The following is a 17,543-nucleotide window of genomic DNA, read 5'->3' on the forward strand; positions in this document are numbered from 1 at the left end:
TACATTAAAAATTCAATTAGTAGCAGGCACAAAAAAGCCCACACTGAGTGGGCTTTTAACAAGGAAGAATAGGATTTAACAGTCGGTATCGTCTGCTCCCACGCCTTCCTTGAACTCTTCACAGCTATCTTCAATAGCGTTACCAGTGTCAGTTGCCACCTCATCGATCTTGGCACCTGCTTTCTCTGCCGGCCCCTCAGGTTCACTGCATGCGCTCAGCATCAGGACGGAAACCAGGGTCACCAGGGGCATTGCAATCCATTTTTTCATCATTTTCTCCATCGATCTTGTGTATCGTATTCAAAAATTGTGAATAGCCTTGCAGAATATACGGTTTATATTCGTGGGCCACGACCGCGTGTTAAATGAACAAAGACACTGATAACAAGGAACACCAGAAATACGAAAAATAGTATTTTTGCTATTCCGGCTGCAGCTCCGGCGATACCACCAAACCCTAAAACGCCGGCGATCAGCGCGATAATAAAAAATACAACAGCCCAGCTAAGCATAACGTTCCCTCCATCCTTAAATTTCTCTCGATATTTATAAAGCACCTATCATGCCAACTATAAAAATAACGGTATATCGTGCGTTTCAAGCAGCGTAACGTTATATATCGCGATGGTGAGTCAGTTTTTTACAGGGTAATCATGAATATTTTACCGTCGTTTACTGATAACTATAGTGAACCCGCTCTGTGATCCACTGCTTTCTCACCAATATGAAGGCCAAGCTGTACAACAGGTCTGAATTTAAAACTATTGAGGACTGACAACCGAATCCTTCGATTCAGCTAGCCGGGTAGAGGCAAGTTGAACTCACGCAGGATCTCACTCTCGCTTTACAAACCTTCCTATCGCCAGCCAGTTCTTACCGGTGGCAGCTGCACTGCAACACCTCCCTACTCACCCTGGAGCTCAGGGCAACACGGTTTAACAAAACCATTTTTGACCGGTTCAGCTAGCGAGCAGGCACAAAAAAGCCGCCCCTCCGGGCGGCTTGATGGATCCGTTAATATCGACGCGATCAGCGCAGCAGAAACTCGATCTCTTTCTCAGCCTGCTCGCGCTCAAGACCGTAGCGCTCCTGCAGCAGACCAACCAGTCGCTCGCTACGACCTTCAACCTGGTTCAGCTCATCATCGGTAAGCTTACCCCAGCGATTCTTTACTTCGCCTTTAAGCTGTTTCCATTTACCTTCTGCGATATCGATATTCATCTTTATCTCCTTGCCTGAACTGATTCTGCGAGCCTCCGCCCGCTGCGGCTTACAATGCACCGACGCCTGAAGCGCCTCAGTACACACGATGTTCGTATCGTGCTTTAAACTAAGCCAGCAACGTGCCAAGAAAAATAAGCAATTGTTTTTTAAGATATTTTAATAAAAACACCCTTATCACAGACCGCCAAGAGCCTTTTCACAGGCCAACTGCCTAAAATTTTTTCACGCCGGGTATGAGCTTTTTACGCTGGGCACGAAGAGTACGCTCGCCAGCCCAGCTCAAGTCGCTTCAGGGTAAAGTCCCCCCCCCTATGCGGCCATTCAAGGCCAGCCTATGCTCACCACCGATCCCTACTACCCCTCAGCAGTTTGTGCTTGGCCTATTAAGCCGCACAATCAAGCAGGCCTGTGCGCAGACGATACAGCCTCAGCCAAGCAGCGCCACTTCGCCTTGCCACCAACCATGTTAACCTTGAGCTTCAACCCATGGAGGCCTTATCAAAGGAATGGAAGAGTTATGAAAAGCTGGCGCTCTAGCGAAACAATTCAGATCGATAGCCTCAGGCTCACCGAAGAGCCACGCACCTCTCCACAAAGAGGTGAGGTGTTGATTCGTGTGCGTGCAGTTTCACTCAACTTTCGTGATGTCGCCATGCTCAGCGGGCGTTACCCTCAACCTTATCAGCCGGGACTGATTCCCTGTAGCGATGGCGCGGGCGAAGTGGTCGAGGTCGGTGAAGGTGTCGATGAGCTCCAGCCCGGCGATCGCGTGATGGGGCTGTTCCATTTACGCTGGTTTGAAGGCCCTATCCCGCAGGATATCGGCCAGAGCGCCTATGGCAGCCAAATTGATGGCTGGTTGTGCGAATACAAGGTGATCAGCCGCGAATCGATTGTCCCGATTCCAAACCATCTCAGCTTTGAGCAGGCCGCCACCCTCCCCTGTGCAGCCACGACTGCCTGGAATGCACTGAACGGACTTACACCTACGATGATCGGCGATACCGTTCTGGTACAGGGCAGCGGCGGCGTGTCGCTGTTTGCATTGCAACTGGCCAAGGCTTTGGGCGCGCGCGTAATTGCTACCACCTCACAGACAGATAAAGAGCGCCGTCTGAAGGCGCTCGGTGCCGATGAGGTCATCAACTACCGTCAGGAGCCTGAGTGGGGCGTTAAAGCCAAAAAGTTAACAGGCGGTCTGGGTGTGGATCGTGTCATTGAGGTTGGCGGTGCAAACACCTTCAACCAGTCGATCAAGGCGATCAAACTCGGCGGTAAGATCGACTCCATCGGTTTTCTCAGCGGCCAGAGCGATGAGGGGATCGACTTTTATCAGCTGTTCGCCACACGCGCCGAGCTTCGCATGATTCAGGTGGGCAACCGGGCTTTGGTGAAGACACTCTGCCAGGCGATGGCCGCCCGGCAAATTGAACCGGTGATCGATCGGGTCTTTGCATTTGAGGATGCCCGGGCCGCCTTCCATCACCTCGATAGTGGCCACCACTTTGGTAAAACAGTTATTCGCTGTTAAACAAAGCGGCCTGACGACAGCCCTTGGAGGGGATCTTTTTTTAAAGCTGGAAGCTCATCCACCCAGCGCATAGATATCAACTGCGCTCTGGAAACAGCGTCTCGATCACGCGCTGGTTGGAGTGCTCTATATGTGCCTTCAATAGCGCGCAGGCTTTATCTTCATCTCTTGCAAAGGCCGCTTCCACCATCGCTTCATGCTCGTCGCCCCCCGGACGGGTATCGGCGAGGCTTATCAGCGAAAGGCGCCGAAACCTTTCGGACTGGTCGTACAGTGTCGAAATAAAACGCAGCTGCCACTTGGAAGGACAGCCGGAAATCAGCGCCATATGAAAGCGGCGGTTTTCGCGGATCAGCTCACCGGCGTGTTCGCTGTAGTTACCCTCGGCGTTACGCCGCACGGTGAGCTCTCTATGCCGGGCTCCGGCTATATTCGCCTCCCAGTCCAGATCGCCATGCAGTATGGACTGGCGAAAGGCATCGACCTCGAGCATCTCTCTTAGCCGCGCGACCTCGACAAACTCCTCTACCGAAACCGGTGCCGCCCAGTAACCTCGCTGCCCCTTGCGTATAACCAGCCCTTCCGCAGCAAGACGGGATAGCGACTCACGCACTGGTGCTGCGCTGGCGTTATAGCGACTGCTCAACTGCGCGATAGACAGCTTGCTGGCAGGCTCAATCGAACCGTCGAGAATATCGTTTCTCAGTTGCTGATAGGTACTGTTGTTTTCCAGAGTGTCGAGATTTTCCATGGTGCAGTCTCGCGAGTTGAAGCCAGAGTTGCCTGGAAGGCAGGCATTCAACTCACCCGACTTACAATCCACGCAACTTCATAAGAAATTCAGCATATCACAACTAATGCAATCTATTAGCCATCTCAATTACATACTATTATTCGATTTAGATAGGACTTAAAATAATTGATACGACAGTTATCCTAGCTGTGGCGCCTGCAACAGGGAGCGCACTATAGTTAACTGCACAGCATCGCAAGGCCGAGGATCCAAGGCTCGCTTTGCGCCACAGGTTTACATGCGAAGAGAACGGAGTGCGCACCTCATGCCTGACCCCTACTTTGAGCCCGGTAATAACCAGGACGCAGCACCCACTATTGAGGGTATCGAGTTTATCGAACTGGCGACGGACCAACCCGAGGCGACCGACCGTATTCTGCGCCAACTCGGGTTCTCTCCACGGGCTCAGCACCGCAGCAAGAACGTTACTCTTTACAGTCAGGGCTCGATTAACCTGGTGGTTAACTTCACGAAAGACAGCTTCGCCTCCGGCTTTGCCGACCTGCACGGAACCTCGGTCTGCGCCCTTGCCCTAACCACACCCAATGCCAGCAGTGCTTACCAGAATCTTTTGAACCGTGGCGCCTGGGAGACCCAAACCTCTGCCGGTGCGATGGAGCTTAATATTCCAGCGGTTGAGTCGATTGGCGGCTCTCAGATCTACCTGATCGACCGCTACGGTGATGGCATCAGTATCTACGATATCGACTTCAAGCCACTGGGCGAACAGCCCGAAGAGTCACCAGTGCTTACCTCTCTACGCGGCCTGACCCTGTCCATGAGCACTGAACGCCAAGGCCCCTGGCGCGACTACTTTAACCAGTTGTTTGGCTTTGTCGCGACCGATGCCTGCGAGCTCAAAATCGATGACGAGGCTGTAATCACACTGGACACGGCCGATAACACAAGCCTTGATGATGAGCGTATCAGCGCCCTGGTATTCGGCACTTCCGACCTTGACGCCACGCGCGCCCACCTGCAAAAGCAGGGGCTTACACTGAAGTCCGACGGCAGCGAAGATAGGTTTGAAGTTGCCGTTCCTGCGGACGAACTGTCGATCCGTGTATTCATCTCCCGTTGATCCGTCTGGAGCTATTAGCATGCAAGCGCCCAACTTTTCCATCAGTACCCTGAGCCTCACCGGGAGCCTGGACGACAAGCTCAAGGCGATAACGGCTGCGGGCTTTCGCTCTGTCGAGCTTGGCGCTCTGGATCTCTCCGGTTCCAGCGACGGGGTTTCCGGCTCGGTCGAGCTGATCAAGCAGAGTGGTGTTCAGATCAGCGCACTGCAGGAAGTAAAGGATTTTGGCGGTCATTCGGGCAGGATCCTGGCATACAAAATGGAGCTGGCAAAATCCTACCTTCGCCTGATGCGCCGACTGGGATGCCGACTGCTGATTGTCACCCCGGCTACGTCTACCCATGTCAAACTCGACGCAGACCGAATCGCCGCAGATCTTCGCACCCTGGCCACCCTGGCAACACCTCTTGGGGTGAAAATCGGCTTTAAGCCGCTCTCCTGGTCACCAAGCATCAACAGCTACGACGCTGCGTGGGATTTAATTCAGCAGGCCGATAACAGCAATCTAAGCCTGGTGCTCGACAGCTACCAGTTGCAGGCTCAGATGCAGGCGCCCGATGTTCTGGATGAAATACCGGCCTCGGCTATCAGCCTGGTGCAGCTATCCGATTTCGCCATGACATCGGTACCGCTGGTTGAAGACCAGATAGATATCGCCCGCCACCATCGTCTCTACCCTGGCGAGGGCAGCCATGGCGCCAGTATCTGCGGGCTGGTGAAATACTGTGTAGACAAGGGCTTCAGTGGGGATTTTGTCTTTGATGTGTATAACGACAAATATCTGGCGATGGCACCAGCAGAGTCGATACAGCACGCGGTGCGCTCCAGAGAATGGATTCTGGAGCAGATCGGAGCTTAACAGCAACATACAGATCGGGCGCCCAAAGGCGCCCGAGTCTTTTTAGCTATGGATGCCGAGACAGGTTAATCAGGACAGCTCCCCTTCATCATCAGACAACTCGTAATAGCGCGACTGTGCCGCAAAGCGGATATGCGCATTCGCTTCACCGTAACGACTGTAGCCGCCCTTACGCTGCGCCACCTCGAAAAATACACCGTGTGTCTCAAGCGTATAGAAATGGAAAAACTCGCCACCCTTTTCATCGCGATCATAAAGAACGTTCAGACTCTGCAGCCGTTCGATCAACTCTGGCTCCAGCGCAAATTTGGCCTCAATATCGCGATAGTAGTTACCCGGCACCGGCAGTACCTTATCGCTTTCAACCCCTGACGCCGCAACGAAAATATCGTCACACTCAAACGCAACCTGCTGGAAACCCGAGCCTCTTGAACGCTGGATAAAGCGCTGTGGTGATGCCTGACGCGCTTCACTCATATTGATAGGAATACGTACCCGGCCATTACGACTTTCAGCGGTGCGACTCACCACCAGGCCATAGATATCCGGCAGATCCTGACTCGGTTCAATGGTGAAGTCGAACAGGGATTTGTAGAAGAACGAGGCGGACAGGAAATCAGTATTAGCCACCGACTGCCCAAGATGGTCGATCCGCTGCAGACCCAAGCCAGACTCACGCCCTTCCACCGGCACAAAATCAATATCGAAGAAGCGGAAGTTGCTGCTGCGCTCAACGAAATAGACCAGGCTGTCACCGACACCACGAACAGCCGGGATATTCAGCTCGCCGGGGCCTGCCTGATTGGCAAAGCGGGTCAGCTTATAGCGTTCGGAACGCTCCAACAGAGCCTTCAGGTTATTGGTCGCCAGCGCCAACGCACAGACCGATACACCATGTAACTGGTAATGCTCACGGGCCAGGCTCTCCGGCTCACGGTTAAGTACCAGGTTGATATCACCCTGGCGCATCAGGCTCACGTTTTTGGAACGGTGCTTGTGGGTTTCACGGAAGCCCAGGCTCTGGAGCAGCTGCACCAGCTCTTCCCCGCTTTCACCCTCAACCGCAAACTCGACAAACTCAACGTCGGTGATTTCCGGCTCAGGAATCGATACATCCTTACCTACCTGCTCTTCGAGCCAGATCAGTGAACGAACGCCATCTACCGCCTTCTCTTTCGGCGAGGAAGAACGAAACTCATCGTTAAAGATCTCATGCGAGAGATAATCGTCAAAGCCCTTGTCTTTCAGGCACTGCACAAACTCAACCACCGGCAGGTCACCCTGCCCGGGGAAGCAGCGGAAGTGACGGCTGTACTGCAACACGTCCATCTGCATGATCGGCGCATCCGCCACCTGCACCAGGGCGATCTTCTCGACCGAGATCTCGTTGCGCAGGCAATCCAGCGTATTGCCGCGGGCAAACATATGGAAAGTATCCAGGTTGATTCCCAGAGCGGGATGGTCGGCCCGTTTGACCAGGTCCCAGGCATCTTCGTAATCGGCGATGTGACGGCCCCAGGCCAGTGCTTCGTAACCGGCACGCAGCCCCTCGCGGGATGCCATCTCAGCAATCTCATGCAGGTCAGCGGCGCACCGGGCGCGATCGCTGCTCGCGTGGGGTGACACATTACTGCACATCAGCAGGCGGTCCGTACCCAGTTCATGCATCAGTTCAAACTTGCGCTGAATGTAATACATCTTCTGGCTTCGGTAGGGCTCGGGCATCCCCTCCATATCACGGAACGGCTGCAACGCGATGATCTCTAGCCCCAGATCTTCCGCCATCCGCCGCACGTCAGCGGGTGAGCCGTTGAACTGGGTCAGATCGTTCTCAAAGATCTCTATGCCCTGAAAACCCGCCGCGGCAGCAGCTTCAAGTTTAGCCGGCAGAGATCCCGACAGCGTGACGGTGGCAAGTGCCTTTTTCATTATTGTCCCCCGCTTGGAACTGGTGGCGGCTGCGCAGAGGATCCGCCTGAACGACAGGACTCGCAGCCAATCAAATGGGTAAATTTAAAAATATCCTATCTTTTTATTTTTAACCGATCAAATGAAACAGATAACATCTAACTTAATATAGAAGACATCAAAATTTTGAATAGATAGCGCCGTAAAGCTTATTTCACAACGGCTTGCTAAAGAGTGACAATTAACAGCCCCGCTTTCGCGCTAGCTGTCACAGCATTCGGTATCCCGTTAAGTGATATACCGAATTAACCGCTCCAAGCCTGCCCAATGCAGCCGGGTGTAACGCGCCTTCATGGAGAGAACGATGCTCGCTGTCTTATCGATTACCGCCCCCATATTTCTTTTGATCGCCGTAGGCTATATCTCGGTAAAAACCCGATTGATGCCTCAGGAGGCGATTCCAGGCCTTGGCCGATTCGTTATCTACTTCGCACTGCCCGCGCTGATGTTCAGCACCATCTCCAGCATGGACTTCGGGGAAGTTATCGAACCCAACTACCTGGCAGTATATGCACTGGGATCTCTGCTCGCCCTGCTCTCCGGGATAGGACTGCACCGCTTCCTGCTGCGCAAATCTCTGGTGGAGAGCGGCGTAAAAGGGATCGGCATGTCGATTCCCAACAGTGCATTTATTGGCTTTCCGATATTGATGCAGGTATTCGATTCCCCCATCACTCAGGCTTTTGCACTGGCGATCATGGTAGAGAATATTCTGATCCTGCCGCTTGCCCTGATCATCATCGAATCAGGCAGACGCAAAGAGGGGGAAAATTCGGGCAACATCTGGCTTCCGGTCTTCTCTCGCATCGTCCGCAACCCGCTGATTATTGCTATCGCCGCCGGGCTTTTCTGCTCAGCCCTGTCGATCCGACTTCCGGCTGTCGCCACCGAGGCGCTCGATATGCTGGCACGAGCTTCGGCTCCAACCGCCCTGTTTGTTATCGGCGCATCACTGATGGGGACTCAGATTCGCGGCAATATATACAGCATCAGCACCGTGGTGACCGGTAAACTGCTGCTTCACCCGCTGCTGGTGGCACTGGTGCTATGGCTCTGGCCCGCATTCGATCATCGCCTGGAGCTCGCAGTCATGATCATCGCCGCCATGCCGATGATGAGCGTGTTCCCAATCATTGGTGGCAACTACGGTTTCCGTAACACCTGCGCGAGCATGCTGCTGATCACTACCGTTGCATCGTTTGTGACCATCACCCTGCTTCTCGGCGTACTGACCTGATTAACCGTAGAGGCTTTGTTCCTGCACCGCCCGAACGGACTCACACCTAAGGTGCGTAGACAGAAGATCTAGGGAGAGTGGTCACTCAAAGAGCGACAGTGAAATGCCTCGAAAGGGCTTAGGAATCAGACTCACGGGAAAGCCGGCTCCGCCGGCTATTCCAACGGTCAGAATTCGGGGATTTTCTGCGCACCCTTGGTGATATGATCGCCAAGCAGATCAACCGCTTTATCTACATCATCACCGACAAGGGCATCCAGTAATTCACGATGCTCTACCGCTGCCGCTTCGCCGCGGAAAGGCCGCTTGCTCAGGGCTAAAAGCTGGTATCGCATCGACAGTTCGAGGATAGAGGCGTGGTAGCGCATCAACTGCTGCGAACCGCAGTTTGAAACAATCGCGCGATGGAAGTCACGATCAGCCCGCTCCCACTCCTGCACATGAGCGGCCTCGTCCTCCATCATCAGCTTTTCCATACAGCTCAGACGATAGTGGGTACTGATCAGCTTGGCCTTCCAGTCCATATGCCCCTCTTTGCTGGCCATGGACTTACGCAGACCGAGTGTTTCCAAGGTTCTACGCAACTCCACCAGCTCTTCAAGATCAGCAATGGAAACTGGCTTCACCCGGAAACCTTTTTGCCCCTCGACCTCAACAAAGCCATCCGAGACCAGGCGCATCAGCGTTTCCCGCAACGTGTTCACGCTGACACCGTATTCGCCGCGCAGAGCATTAAGTTTAAGCTTCTGTCCGGGCGTTAATTTGCCCTGCATGATGTGATTGCGGAGCTGCTCATAAGCGGATTCGCCAACCAGCTTACGTTCCACACTAAGATTCATACTGCTCACAGTGACCTCTTTTTTTCCGCCAATGGTACACCAGTCGACGGGACAAAATCGCTGTCGAAAAACCACAACGGTAAGACGGGTAAAAAAGAGGGGGCAAAACTCTCCCCCTCAATCAGCTCTCACAGCAAAAACCGGAACACCCCATCAAACATCAAGAACACCACATGGCGCGTTATCTGACCGATCACTCGACCAGGTCGCTATGAATCTCAAACTTTTCCCTGAACGCCTGAATTGCGCGGGCAGGATCCACCTTGCGCTGAGTGAAAATCTCGAAGGCATCCAGCCCCTGATAGATGAAAAGGTCAAACCCGGACACCAACTGCAAACCCTCGGCATGTGCTGCCTGCAGGAACTCAGTATCCATGGGTGTGTAGACGGCATCAAACGCCCACGACTGACCACCGAACAGTTCCGCGTCCAAAGGGTTACCAGGCGTTTTGTAATGCCCCACCGGCGTGCAGTTAACCAGACCATCAGCCGATCCAGCGGCATCGGCCAACTCCTCTTTTCGCACCAGACGGGCCGGCTTGCCAGCCGCATTCAACGCATCGCACAGTGCCGCAGCGCCTTTCTCATCCAGATCGAAGATCATCACTTCACTGGCGCCAACCTCATAAAGCCCAAAGGCAACCGCACGACCGACGCCGCCCGCACCGAGAATCAAAACGCGACCTGCTTCAGCATCGCCTCGACGACTGCGGTAACCACGGATAAAACCGGTGTAGTCGGTGTTAGCTGCGCTGATTTCGGCCTGCAACGAAAGCGTGTTCGTTGAACCAACCAGCTTAACCGCCTCATTGACCTTATCCGCATATCCAACCGCCAACTGCTTGTACGGGAAAGTGACATTGGTGCCACTGTACCCAGCCGCCCGCATCTCATTCAGGGTTTCGGCAAACGCTTCGGCGCTCGTATCACGCGGCTCGTGTAACTCGTAACTTACATCGATGCCGTAAACCTCGCCGAGCATCATGTGCAGCGAAGGGGCGCGAGACTTGGCGATGGACTGACCGATAAGGCCCAGCTTGATCATTTATTTTTCTCCTGACTACAACGTACACCCGCTTTGCTAATCGCGGGTCATAAAGCCTAATCCCTATCACTATCGGAATAGCGATCCGGCGATCCCGAGGCAACCGGACTAAACTTGAGAAACTGACTAAAGGTTTTCTAGCCACCTTTTCTAGCCACCAAGTGTATGGCAAAACCAATAATATAGGATATTTTTTATTTAAACCTACACACTTGACCCTAGTCAATTGTATTGCTAGCCTCCAACAACCTGATTATGGCAGCCTGTGCGCCCCACCCCACTAAGGGTCGACACTGGTACATAAAAAAATAAACTGCAGTGAGCGTTTCCCTTGCTTAACTCAAACGTATCGCTGCGTGAGAACAATAAGGAAAACAGCATGAAGTTTTCGAAGAAGACGCTTGCCACCGCCCTGGCAACCCCACTGATGGCCGGACTTCTCTCGGCTCAGGCTTTTGCAGCCGACATCACTCTGACCCTTGGACATGTTGACCCGCCTGAATGGCAGACCTCTAAAAAAGGCGCTGCGACAAAGGTTTTCAAAGAGCTGGTTGAAGCCGAGTCCGGTGGCCGCATTGAGGTTAATGTTTATCCCAACGGACAATTGGGCGGCGAAACCGACCTGATCCAGTCCGCTCAGGATGCAACCCTGAGTATGGCAATGGTGTCCGGCGCCTTCAGCAAGGTTTGTAAGGAAGCAGCCGTTCTCGATACTCCTTACCTGTTCCCTTCCGCGCCGGTGGCCTGGCAAGTCCTTGATGGCCAGTTCGGCAAGGATCTCTCACAGCACTGCCTGGACAAAACCGGCCTGCGCACCCTGGCCTACGGTGAAACCGGCTTCCGTAATTTCACCAACTCCAAACGCCCGATCAGTGAGCCTGCAGACCTTGATGGCTTGAAAATTCGAGTCATGACCGTGCCTCTGTTTGTTGAGATGGTTAAATCCATGGGTGGTGAACCGACCCCTATCGCCTGGCCTGAAGTTCCGTCCGCTCTGTCTACCGGCGTCGTCGACGGCCAGGAAAACCCTGTCAGCGTAATCGCCGCTAACAAGTTCTATGAGCTGCAGAAATACATCACGCTCGATAACCATATCTACGGCACCGACTTCCTGGTCATCAACGAAGCGGTATATCAGGGTCTGGACGAGAAAGATCGCGCACTGGTCAAACGTGCTGCCATGATCGCAGGTACCGTCGGCCGCGCTATCCAGCAGGTCAACTCCGCCAAAGGCCTCGGCGAACTGGCTGAAAACGGCATGGAGATCACCTCCCTGACCGCCGAACAGCAGGCCAAATTCCAGGCCGCCGCCCAGCCGGCCGTGGTTGAATGGCTCAAAACCGAAATCGAACCGGAGTGGGTCGATAAAGCCCTGGACGCGGTAAAAGCAGCTTCTGCTGAATAATCGCTCACAACGATACGGGCGCTGAACGGAGGCTTCCGCGCCCGCCTCCCTAAAGCTTATCCCCGGCTAGCCCCTATGAAATCTCTGTTTAAAAAAATTCTGGCGTTTGCCACTGGCGGCTCTCTGGCTGTCGTTTTTGGCGTCGTGCTCGTCAGCAGCCTGTCACGCTACCTGCTTAACTCTCCCATCCAGTGGAGCGAAGAAGTGGCTAAATACGCGATGATCTATGGCACCATGTTTGGCACCGTGCTGTGTTACATGGAAGACATCCATATTAAATTCGGCTTCCTGAAACAGGGCCTCCCCACCCTTGTCACACGCATCCTCAATCTTGTACTGGATCTGATCACCCTGGGTACCGGCGTGGTACTCGCCTGGTCCGGCTATCTGTTCGTAATGAAGCGTGGCGGCATCGATGCCCCTGGCACCGGATTGCCGATGAGCGTCTTTCAGTCCGCAATGGTTGTTGGCGGCGTATGTCTGGTGATTGCAGCACTGTTCCAGATTCCGTCTCATTTCAAAGCGAAGCGTTACGAGGCGGAGGTCTAATATGGTCGGTTTTATCGTACTTATCGCCCTGCTACTCATAGGTAGCCCGATCGCTTTTGCGATTCTTCTGGCTGTGCTGACCCACCTGGCCGACACGCCGTTTCCGATCAGCCTGATCAGCCAGCGTATTTTTGCCGGGCTGGATTCGTTTGCGATTCTGGCAATTCCGCTTTTCGTTCTTGCCGGGGAGCTGATGAACGAAAGCGGCATCACCAGCCGCATCATCACCTTCGCCAAGGCCTGCGTGGGCCACATGCGCGCGGGACTTGCTCAGGTCAATATCTGGGCTTCGGTTATATTTGCCGGCCTCTCTGGTTCCGCGGTTGCCGACACATCAGCACTGGGACGCATCTTTATTCCTGAGATGGAAAAGCGCGGCTACCCCCGCGACTTCGCCGCAGCACTGACGGCCGCATCCTCCGTTATCGGCCCGATGATTCCGCCAAGCATTCCAGTCATCATCTACGCTCTGATCACCACCGGTGTATCTGTGCCGGCACTTTTCCTGGCGGGCGTTGCACCCGGCCTGCTGTTGGCGATTGGACTTTCTATCTACGTGCGCACCTTTGCCGGCCATTACGAAGAACAGCATGAGCCGGTGCCCTGGAAAGACCGTTTTCGCGCCCTGATCGATGCCTGGGTTCCTTTGTTTATGCCGATTTTCATCGTCGGCTCCATTCTGACTGGTATCGTCACTCCGACCGAAGCAGCGGCTCTTGCCGGTGGTTATGCACTACTGGCCGGCATGTTCATTCTGAAAAGCCTGAAGGTGAGTCAGCTGCCACGCATTTTCCTCAATGCGATGCGTGATTCGTCGGTGATCCTGATCATTATCGCCGTGGTGTCCCTGGCCAACTGGATGCTCACCTTCTCCCAGGTACCGCAGAAAGTCAGCGAAATGGTGCTGGCAGAGATCTCCAATCCGCTGGTCTTCCTGCTGATGGTGAATGTTATCCTGCTGGTGGTTGGCCTGTTCCTGGAAGGGATTGCAGCAATGCTGATCCTGTTACCGATCCTGCACCCGATCGCCATGAGCTTCGGCATCGATCCGGTTCACTTCGGCATCGTCGTCATCTTCAACCTGATGATCGGACTGATTACTCCGCCCATGGGGATCTGCCTGTTCGTATCCAACTCCATCGCCAACGTAGGCATCGGCGCTATCTCTCGCCGTATCCTGCCGTTCTTCGCGGTTGAGCTGTTAGTATTGGCGATCATCACTTTTATTCCTCAGACCGTGACATTCCTGCCACGCCTGTTCGGATTCTAAGCCTGGAGAGCGAACATTGAGCAAACTGATCTATGTATTGAACGGGCCAAATCTCAATCTGCTGGGCAAGCGCCAGCCGGAAATCTATGGCTCGGAAACGCTCGCGGATGTGGCTGCGCGAATGCAGGACAAAGCTGACAAGCTGGATATTGAACTTGAGTTTTTCCAGAGCAATCACGAAGGTGCCCTGGTTGATAAGATCCACGAGGCACGAGAAAATGCAGCCGGGATCATCATCAACCCGGCCGCTTACAGCCATACGTCTGTGGCGATTCTGGACGCACTAAACACCTTCGAGAATCCGGTAGTTGAAGTTCACATCTCCAACATCCACAAACGTGAGGCGTTCCGCCATCACTCCTATGTATCAACCCGCGCAGAAGGCGTGATTGCAGGTTTAGGTACGCTCGGTTACGTACTGGCTCTGGATTACTTCGCGGACTAAGCTGCTCAGCCTAAGCTACTAAACAATAAACCCCGTGCCGACACAAAGCCGACACGGGGTTTATTTATCTCGGGCGTCTATCGGTTAATTACAACCGCGTCCCGCCAGTCGCAAACTACAATCACCGCCTAGAGTCACACCTCTGTTTTCGCTCATTCAGGAAGAACAGGTCAGGCAGATCGCAGCAGCCCATTCGGGAGGCTCACTGTGGTAGCGATCAAGATCCTGATGAACAGTCCCCGGCTCTCTCAGCAATCCGACGAGCTCATTGAGAGGCTTGTAATCCCCCGCATGCGCTTCCCGAATCACCTCTTCGGCCATATAGTTACGCAAAATATAACGTGGATTGACCGCTTTCATCTGCGCCTGCCGGATGGGAGTGCTGGCGACCTCTTTGGCTAAACGCTGCTGATAAACCTCCAGCCAATGCGCCAAATGCTCCGAATCTTTGGCAAGGGAGGTCAGCCTGGTGAGCCCTGCTTCATCCCCCTCTTCCAACTCCGATAGCAGGTAAAAGAAGCGTGTCAGATCAAGCCGCTGCGCTGCCGCCAACTTTTTAAGATCTGCAATTAAATCCGCATCTCCCTCCGCCTCTAGCTGCAAACCCAGTCGCGCGCGCATTCTTTTCTGCTCATGGAAACGGAAACGCCCCATAAATTTAGTCAGCGCCTGCTCCAACTCTTTTTGCGGCACCAGCGGGACCAACGCCTGAGCGAAAGCACTCATATTCCAGAGCACGATCTCGGGCTGCTTTCTAAACGCGTAGCGTGCCTCGTGATCATTCTTATTGGCCACATGGTCAGGGTCATAACCATCCAGGAAGGTATAGGGACCATAATCGAATGTCTCTCCAAGAATCGACATATTGTCAGTATTAAGCACCCCATGAACAAAGCCGTAGCACTGCCAAAGCGCTACCAGTTCTGCCGTACGCTCCTGCACCTCCAGAAACATCGCCAGGTAGGGATTATCAGCCTGTTTACAGTCGGGGTAAAAACGATCCAGGCAGTAGTCGGCCAGCTGTTTGAGCTCATCGTACTGGCGGGTATAGAAGAAGTACTCAAAGTGACCAAAACGAATATGACAGGGAGTTACCCGAACCAACAAGGCACAGGGTTCCATACCGTTACGCTGGGTAAACTGCTCGCTGGCAATCAGACACAGCGCGCGGGTTGTAGGAATACCCAGCCCGGCCATCGCCTCCCCCGCCAAATACTCACGAACAGATGAGCGCAATACGGCGCGGCCATCACCGAAACGGGAAAATGCAGTACGCCCCGCCCCCTTAACATGAATATCAAAACGCTCGCCGCTATCGTTAACCACCTCCCCCAACAAGAGGCCACGCCCATCCCCCAAATCCGGATTGTAGAAACCGAACTGATGCCCGGTATACTTCATCGCCAGGGGCTCAGCACCCGGTATCTCTTGCTCACCGTTGAAGAACGGCACCAACTCACGCGGATCCAGGTCGCAGGGATCAAGACCAAGCATCGCGGCAACTTGAGGGTTAAAGCCCGCCAGATGCGCCCCTTTCAGCGGCGAGGGCTCACGACGCTGGTACCAGCGCTCTGGCAGACGAACATAAGTATTGTCAAAATTCAGACGCTCAAGCCCTGCACACCGCGCTTTCATATCCATCAAAAATCTCCCGTTTACACCTCATAATACCCTAGCATTTTGATAGGTTAATTTCAGCACAAAATACTATCTCCTCGGCTCAGGAGACAACCCGTAGAGCGACATGAAGCTAGCCACCACTCATTTGTATTAAAACCGACCACGCGCGATCGTATTTGCAATCTATAGACCAAAGCAGAGGGATTAGCGGCAATATCAGCCAAGGGGGCTTCATATTAGGAAGAACAGCGAAGGAGTCAGGCAAACAGATACATTCGCACAACCGACGAACAGGGTAACAGGAATAGAAATAGCGGAAGCGCGAATTTCAGCAGAAATGATTAGGCAGGGATTTATCCCCCTGACAGAGCCGCTGATATTTTAAGCAGATAACGCAAAAAAGGCTCCCGAAGGAGCCTTTTCTAAGATCAATCTCTTTAAGAAGAGATTAGAAGCTTACGTTGTAACCAACAACGAAGGTGCGAGCAGCGCCAAGACGCTTCTCTACGTCAGCATCAGAGAACTGAGCTTTAACAGAAGCTTTGTTGCTCAGCTTGTGAGAAACGTATACGCCCCACTCGTCAGCATCAACGTCAGCGCTGGAGTTAACGTCTTCTTCAGTGTAATCGTAGTAGGTTACGCCGAAGGTAGTGTTTTCCAGAGCGTATTCAGCACCCAGAGCCCAAGTTTCGGTGTCAGCCTGTGCGAATGCCAGGTTACCAGCCCAAGCGCCGTCGATGTAGTTTTCGGTTTCAGCGTAAGAACCAGTAACGGTGAAGTTACCGAAAGCGTAGCTCAGAGCAACAGCTGCGAATTCCATGTCGTCCATGGTAGAACCCGGGCCGCCCAGTACGTCGCCGTCACCAGCCATTTCCCAGTAAGATACAGCAGCGGTGAAACCGCCAGCAGCGTAGTCAGCACCAACTACGTAACCGTCCAGATCTTCACGGTCGTCCTGGTTGTCGTGCGCGCCGTTACCAGAAGCGCCATCAGCAGCCAGACCAGCGTAAGCGCTGAAGCCACCGAAAGACGGAGTGATGTAAGCTACAGAGCTACCCAGACGGTCCGGGCTCTTGACGAAGTAGTCGGTAGAAACAGACTCGGAGTAAACGTCAAGAATTTCAGTAGATTCAGACGGGTTGGTGAAACGACCGCCGATAACGGTACCGAAACCACCGGTCAGACCAGCGTTGGCTTTACGAACAGTAACGCCAGCACCATCGTTTACAACGCTAGACGGGTTGTATTCGAGTTCGATCTGGTAGAAAGAAGAAACGCCGTCGATGTAGGTTTCGTCGGAGCCTTTAACACCCATACGAGCGTCGTCAACCTGGATCTCAGCGTCCTGGTCTTCAGCGAAGATACCTTCGATTTCGACGTTACCGTACAGAGTAGCGTCAGCCTGTGCTACGACCGGAGCGGTCATCGCGCCAGCTACAGCCAGAGCAATCAGTGACTTTTTCATCAAATTTCCCCTTCAGTAATTCAACTTACTAGTAGTGAATTCTAGTTTTCATCGGCACACCGGAGTGCCACCTACGAAAATACTATAATTCATGATTATTTCAAACCAGTGAATGAACTTTTTTGATCTAAGCCATTCATCTGGTTTTTAACGCTTTTTTCACAGATTTGGACACTTAAGCCTGTTGACCGTATGCCTCTTTGAACATCTGT

At 53.4% G+C, this 17,543-nt stretch carries 17 protein-coding genes; 8 read left to right on the top strand and 9 right to left on the bottom strand.

Features of this window, described 5'->3' with window-relative positions; all coding sequences use genetic code 11:
* Positions 1-75: 75 nt before the first annotated feature.
* The 3 genes from CLV83_RS08160 to CLV83_RS08170 all read right to left on the bottom strand — a co-directional run bounded on the left by CLV83_RS08160 (position 76) and on the right by CLV83_RS08170 (position 1,221).
* Positions 76-270, bottom strand: coding sequence for a hypothetical protein (locus CLV83_RS08160; protein ID WP_243642315.1), 195 nt, complete (start codon positions 268-270; stop codon positions 76-78).
* Positions 271-335: 65 nt separating this feature from the next.
* On the bottom strand, positions 336-512 hold the full coding sequence (locus tag CLV83_RS08165; protein ID WP_132290012.1) for a DUF1328 family protein: 177 nt from the start codon (positions 510-512) through the stop codon (positions 336-338).
* A gap of 517 nt (positions 513-1,029) precedes the next feature.
* Positions 1,030-1,221 carry a CsbD family protein gene (locus CLV83_RS08170; protein ID WP_132290016.1) on the bottom strand — a complete coding sequence of 64 codons (192 nt, stop codon included), beginning with the start codon at positions 1,219-1,221 and terminating at the stop codon, positions 1,030-1,032.
* A gap of 520 nt (positions 1,222-1,741) precedes the next feature.
* Between CLV83_RS08170 and CLV83_RS08175 the strand changes: the two genes are divergently transcribed.
* Complete coding sequence (locus CLV83_RS08175) at positions 1,742-2,755, top strand: zinc-dependent alcohol dehydrogenase family protein (protein WP_132290019.1); 1,014 nt, start codon at positions 1,742-1,744, stop codon at positions 2,753-2,755.
* A 76-nt stretch (positions 2,756-2,831) separates the two neighbouring features.
* Here CLV83_RS08175 and CLV83_RS08180 read toward each other — a convergent pair whose 3' ends face one another.
* Positions 2,832-3,506 (bottom strand): GntR family transcriptional regulator, encoded by a 675-nt coding sequence (locus tag CLV83_RS08180; protein WP_132290022.1) that lies wholly within the window; start codon positions 3,504-3,506, stop codon positions 2,832-2,834.
* Between the two features lie 307 nt (positions 3,507-3,813).
* Between CLV83_RS08180 and CLV83_RS08185 the strand changes: the two genes are divergently transcribed.
* The gene (locus CLV83_RS08185) at positions 3,814-4,629 is read left to right on the top strand and encodes a hypothetical protein (RefSeq protein ID WP_165900257.1); all 816 of its coding nucleotides are present in this window, start codon (positions 3,814-3,816) and stop codon (positions 4,627-4,629) included.
* A 19-nt stretch (positions 4,630-4,648) separates the two neighbouring features.
* Positions 4,649-5,488 (top strand): sugar phosphate isomerase/epimerase family protein, encoded by an 840-nt coding sequence (locus CLV83_RS08190; RefSeq protein ID WP_132290028.1) that lies wholly within the window; start codon positions 4,649-4,651, stop codon positions 5,486-5,488.
* 69 nt (positions 5,489-5,557) lie between these two features.
* Here the strand turns inward: CLV83_RS08190 and CLV83_RS08195 are convergent, their stop codons facing one another.
* Entirely contained in the window at positions 5,558-7,417 is a 1,860-nt protein-coding gene (locus tag CLV83_RS08195; RefSeq protein WP_132290031.1) for a bifunctional sugar phosphate isomerase/epimerase/4-hydroxyphenylpyruvate dioxygenase family protein, read from the bottom strand.
* A gap of 343 nt (positions 7,418-7,760) precedes the next feature.
* On the opposite strand from CLV83_RS08195, the gene CLV83_RS08200 reads away from it, so the two are divergent.
* Entirely contained in the window at positions 7,761-8,693 is a 933-nt protein-coding gene (locus CLV83_RS08200; RefSeq protein ID WP_132290034.1) for an AEC family transporter, read from the top strand.
* A gap of 167 nt (positions 8,694-8,860) precedes the next feature.
* Here the strand turns inward: CLV83_RS08200 and CLV83_RS08205 are convergent, their stop codons facing one another.
* Positions 8,861-9,532 (bottom strand): GntR family transcriptional regulator, encoded by a 672-nt coding sequence (locus CLV83_RS08205; RefSeq protein ID WP_132290487.1) that lies wholly within the window; start codon positions 9,530-9,532, stop codon positions 8,861-8,863.
* 193 nt (positions 9,533-9,725) lie between these two features.
* Entirely contained in the window at positions 9,726-10,577 is an 852-nt protein-coding gene (locus CLV83_RS08210; protein WP_132290037.1) for a shikimate dehydrogenase family protein, read from the bottom strand.
* A 379-nt stretch (positions 10,578-10,956) separates the two neighbouring features.
* Here CLV83_RS08210 and CLV83_RS08215 point away from each other — a divergent pair, with 379 nt between their 5' ends.
* From CLV83_RS08215 to aroQ, 4 genes are all read left to right on the top strand, one after another.
* Positions 10,957-11,982, top strand: coding sequence for a DctP family TRAP transporter solute-binding subunit (locus CLV83_RS08215; RefSeq protein WP_132290040.1), 1,026 nt, complete (start codon positions 10,957-10,959; stop codon positions 11,980-11,982).
* Positions 11,983-12,057: 75 nt separating this feature from the next.
* Entirely contained in the window at positions 12,058-12,531 is a 474-nt protein-coding gene (locus tag CLV83_RS08220; RefSeq protein ID WP_132290043.1) for a TRAP transporter small permease, read from the top strand.
* A gap of 1 nt (position 12,532) precedes the next feature.
* On the top strand, positions 12,533-13,801 hold the full coding sequence (locus CLV83_RS08225) for a TRAP transporter large permease (protein WP_132290046.1): 1,269 nt from the start codon (positions 12,533-12,535) through the stop codon (positions 13,799-13,801).
* 16 nt (positions 13,802-13,817) lie between these two features.
* Positions 13,818-14,246, top strand: a complete 429-nt coding sequence (gene aroQ / locus CLV83_RS08230) for a type II 3-dehydroquinate dehydratase (RefSeq protein WP_132290049.1) — start codon at positions 13,818-13,820, stop codon at positions 14,244-14,246.
* 156 nt (positions 14,247-14,402) lie between these two features.
* On the opposite strand, the gene CLV83_RS08235 is transcribed toward aroQ, so the two are convergent.
* Both CLV83_RS08235 and CLV83_RS08240 read right to left on the bottom strand, forming a co-directional pair.
* Positions 14,403-15,887: a protein adenylyltransferase SelO gene (locus tag CLV83_RS08235; protein ID WP_243642316.1), complete on the bottom strand. Its 1,485-nt coding sequence runs from the start codon at positions 15,885-15,887 to the stop codon at positions 14,403-14,405.
* A 427-nt stretch (positions 15,888-16,314) separates the two neighbouring features.
* Entirely contained in the window at positions 16,315-17,331 is a 1,017-nt protein-coding gene (locus CLV83_RS08240; RefSeq protein WP_132290052.1) for a porin, read from the bottom strand.
* Positions 17,332-17,543 lie beyond the last annotated feature (212 nt).

Origin of the sequence: Marinobacterium mangrovicola, assembly GCF_004339595.1 — a bacterium.
Taxonomy (GTDB): domain Bacteria; phylum Pseudomonadota; class Gammaproteobacteria; order Pseudomonadales; family Balneatricaceae; genus Marinobacterium_D; species Marinobacterium_D mangrovicola.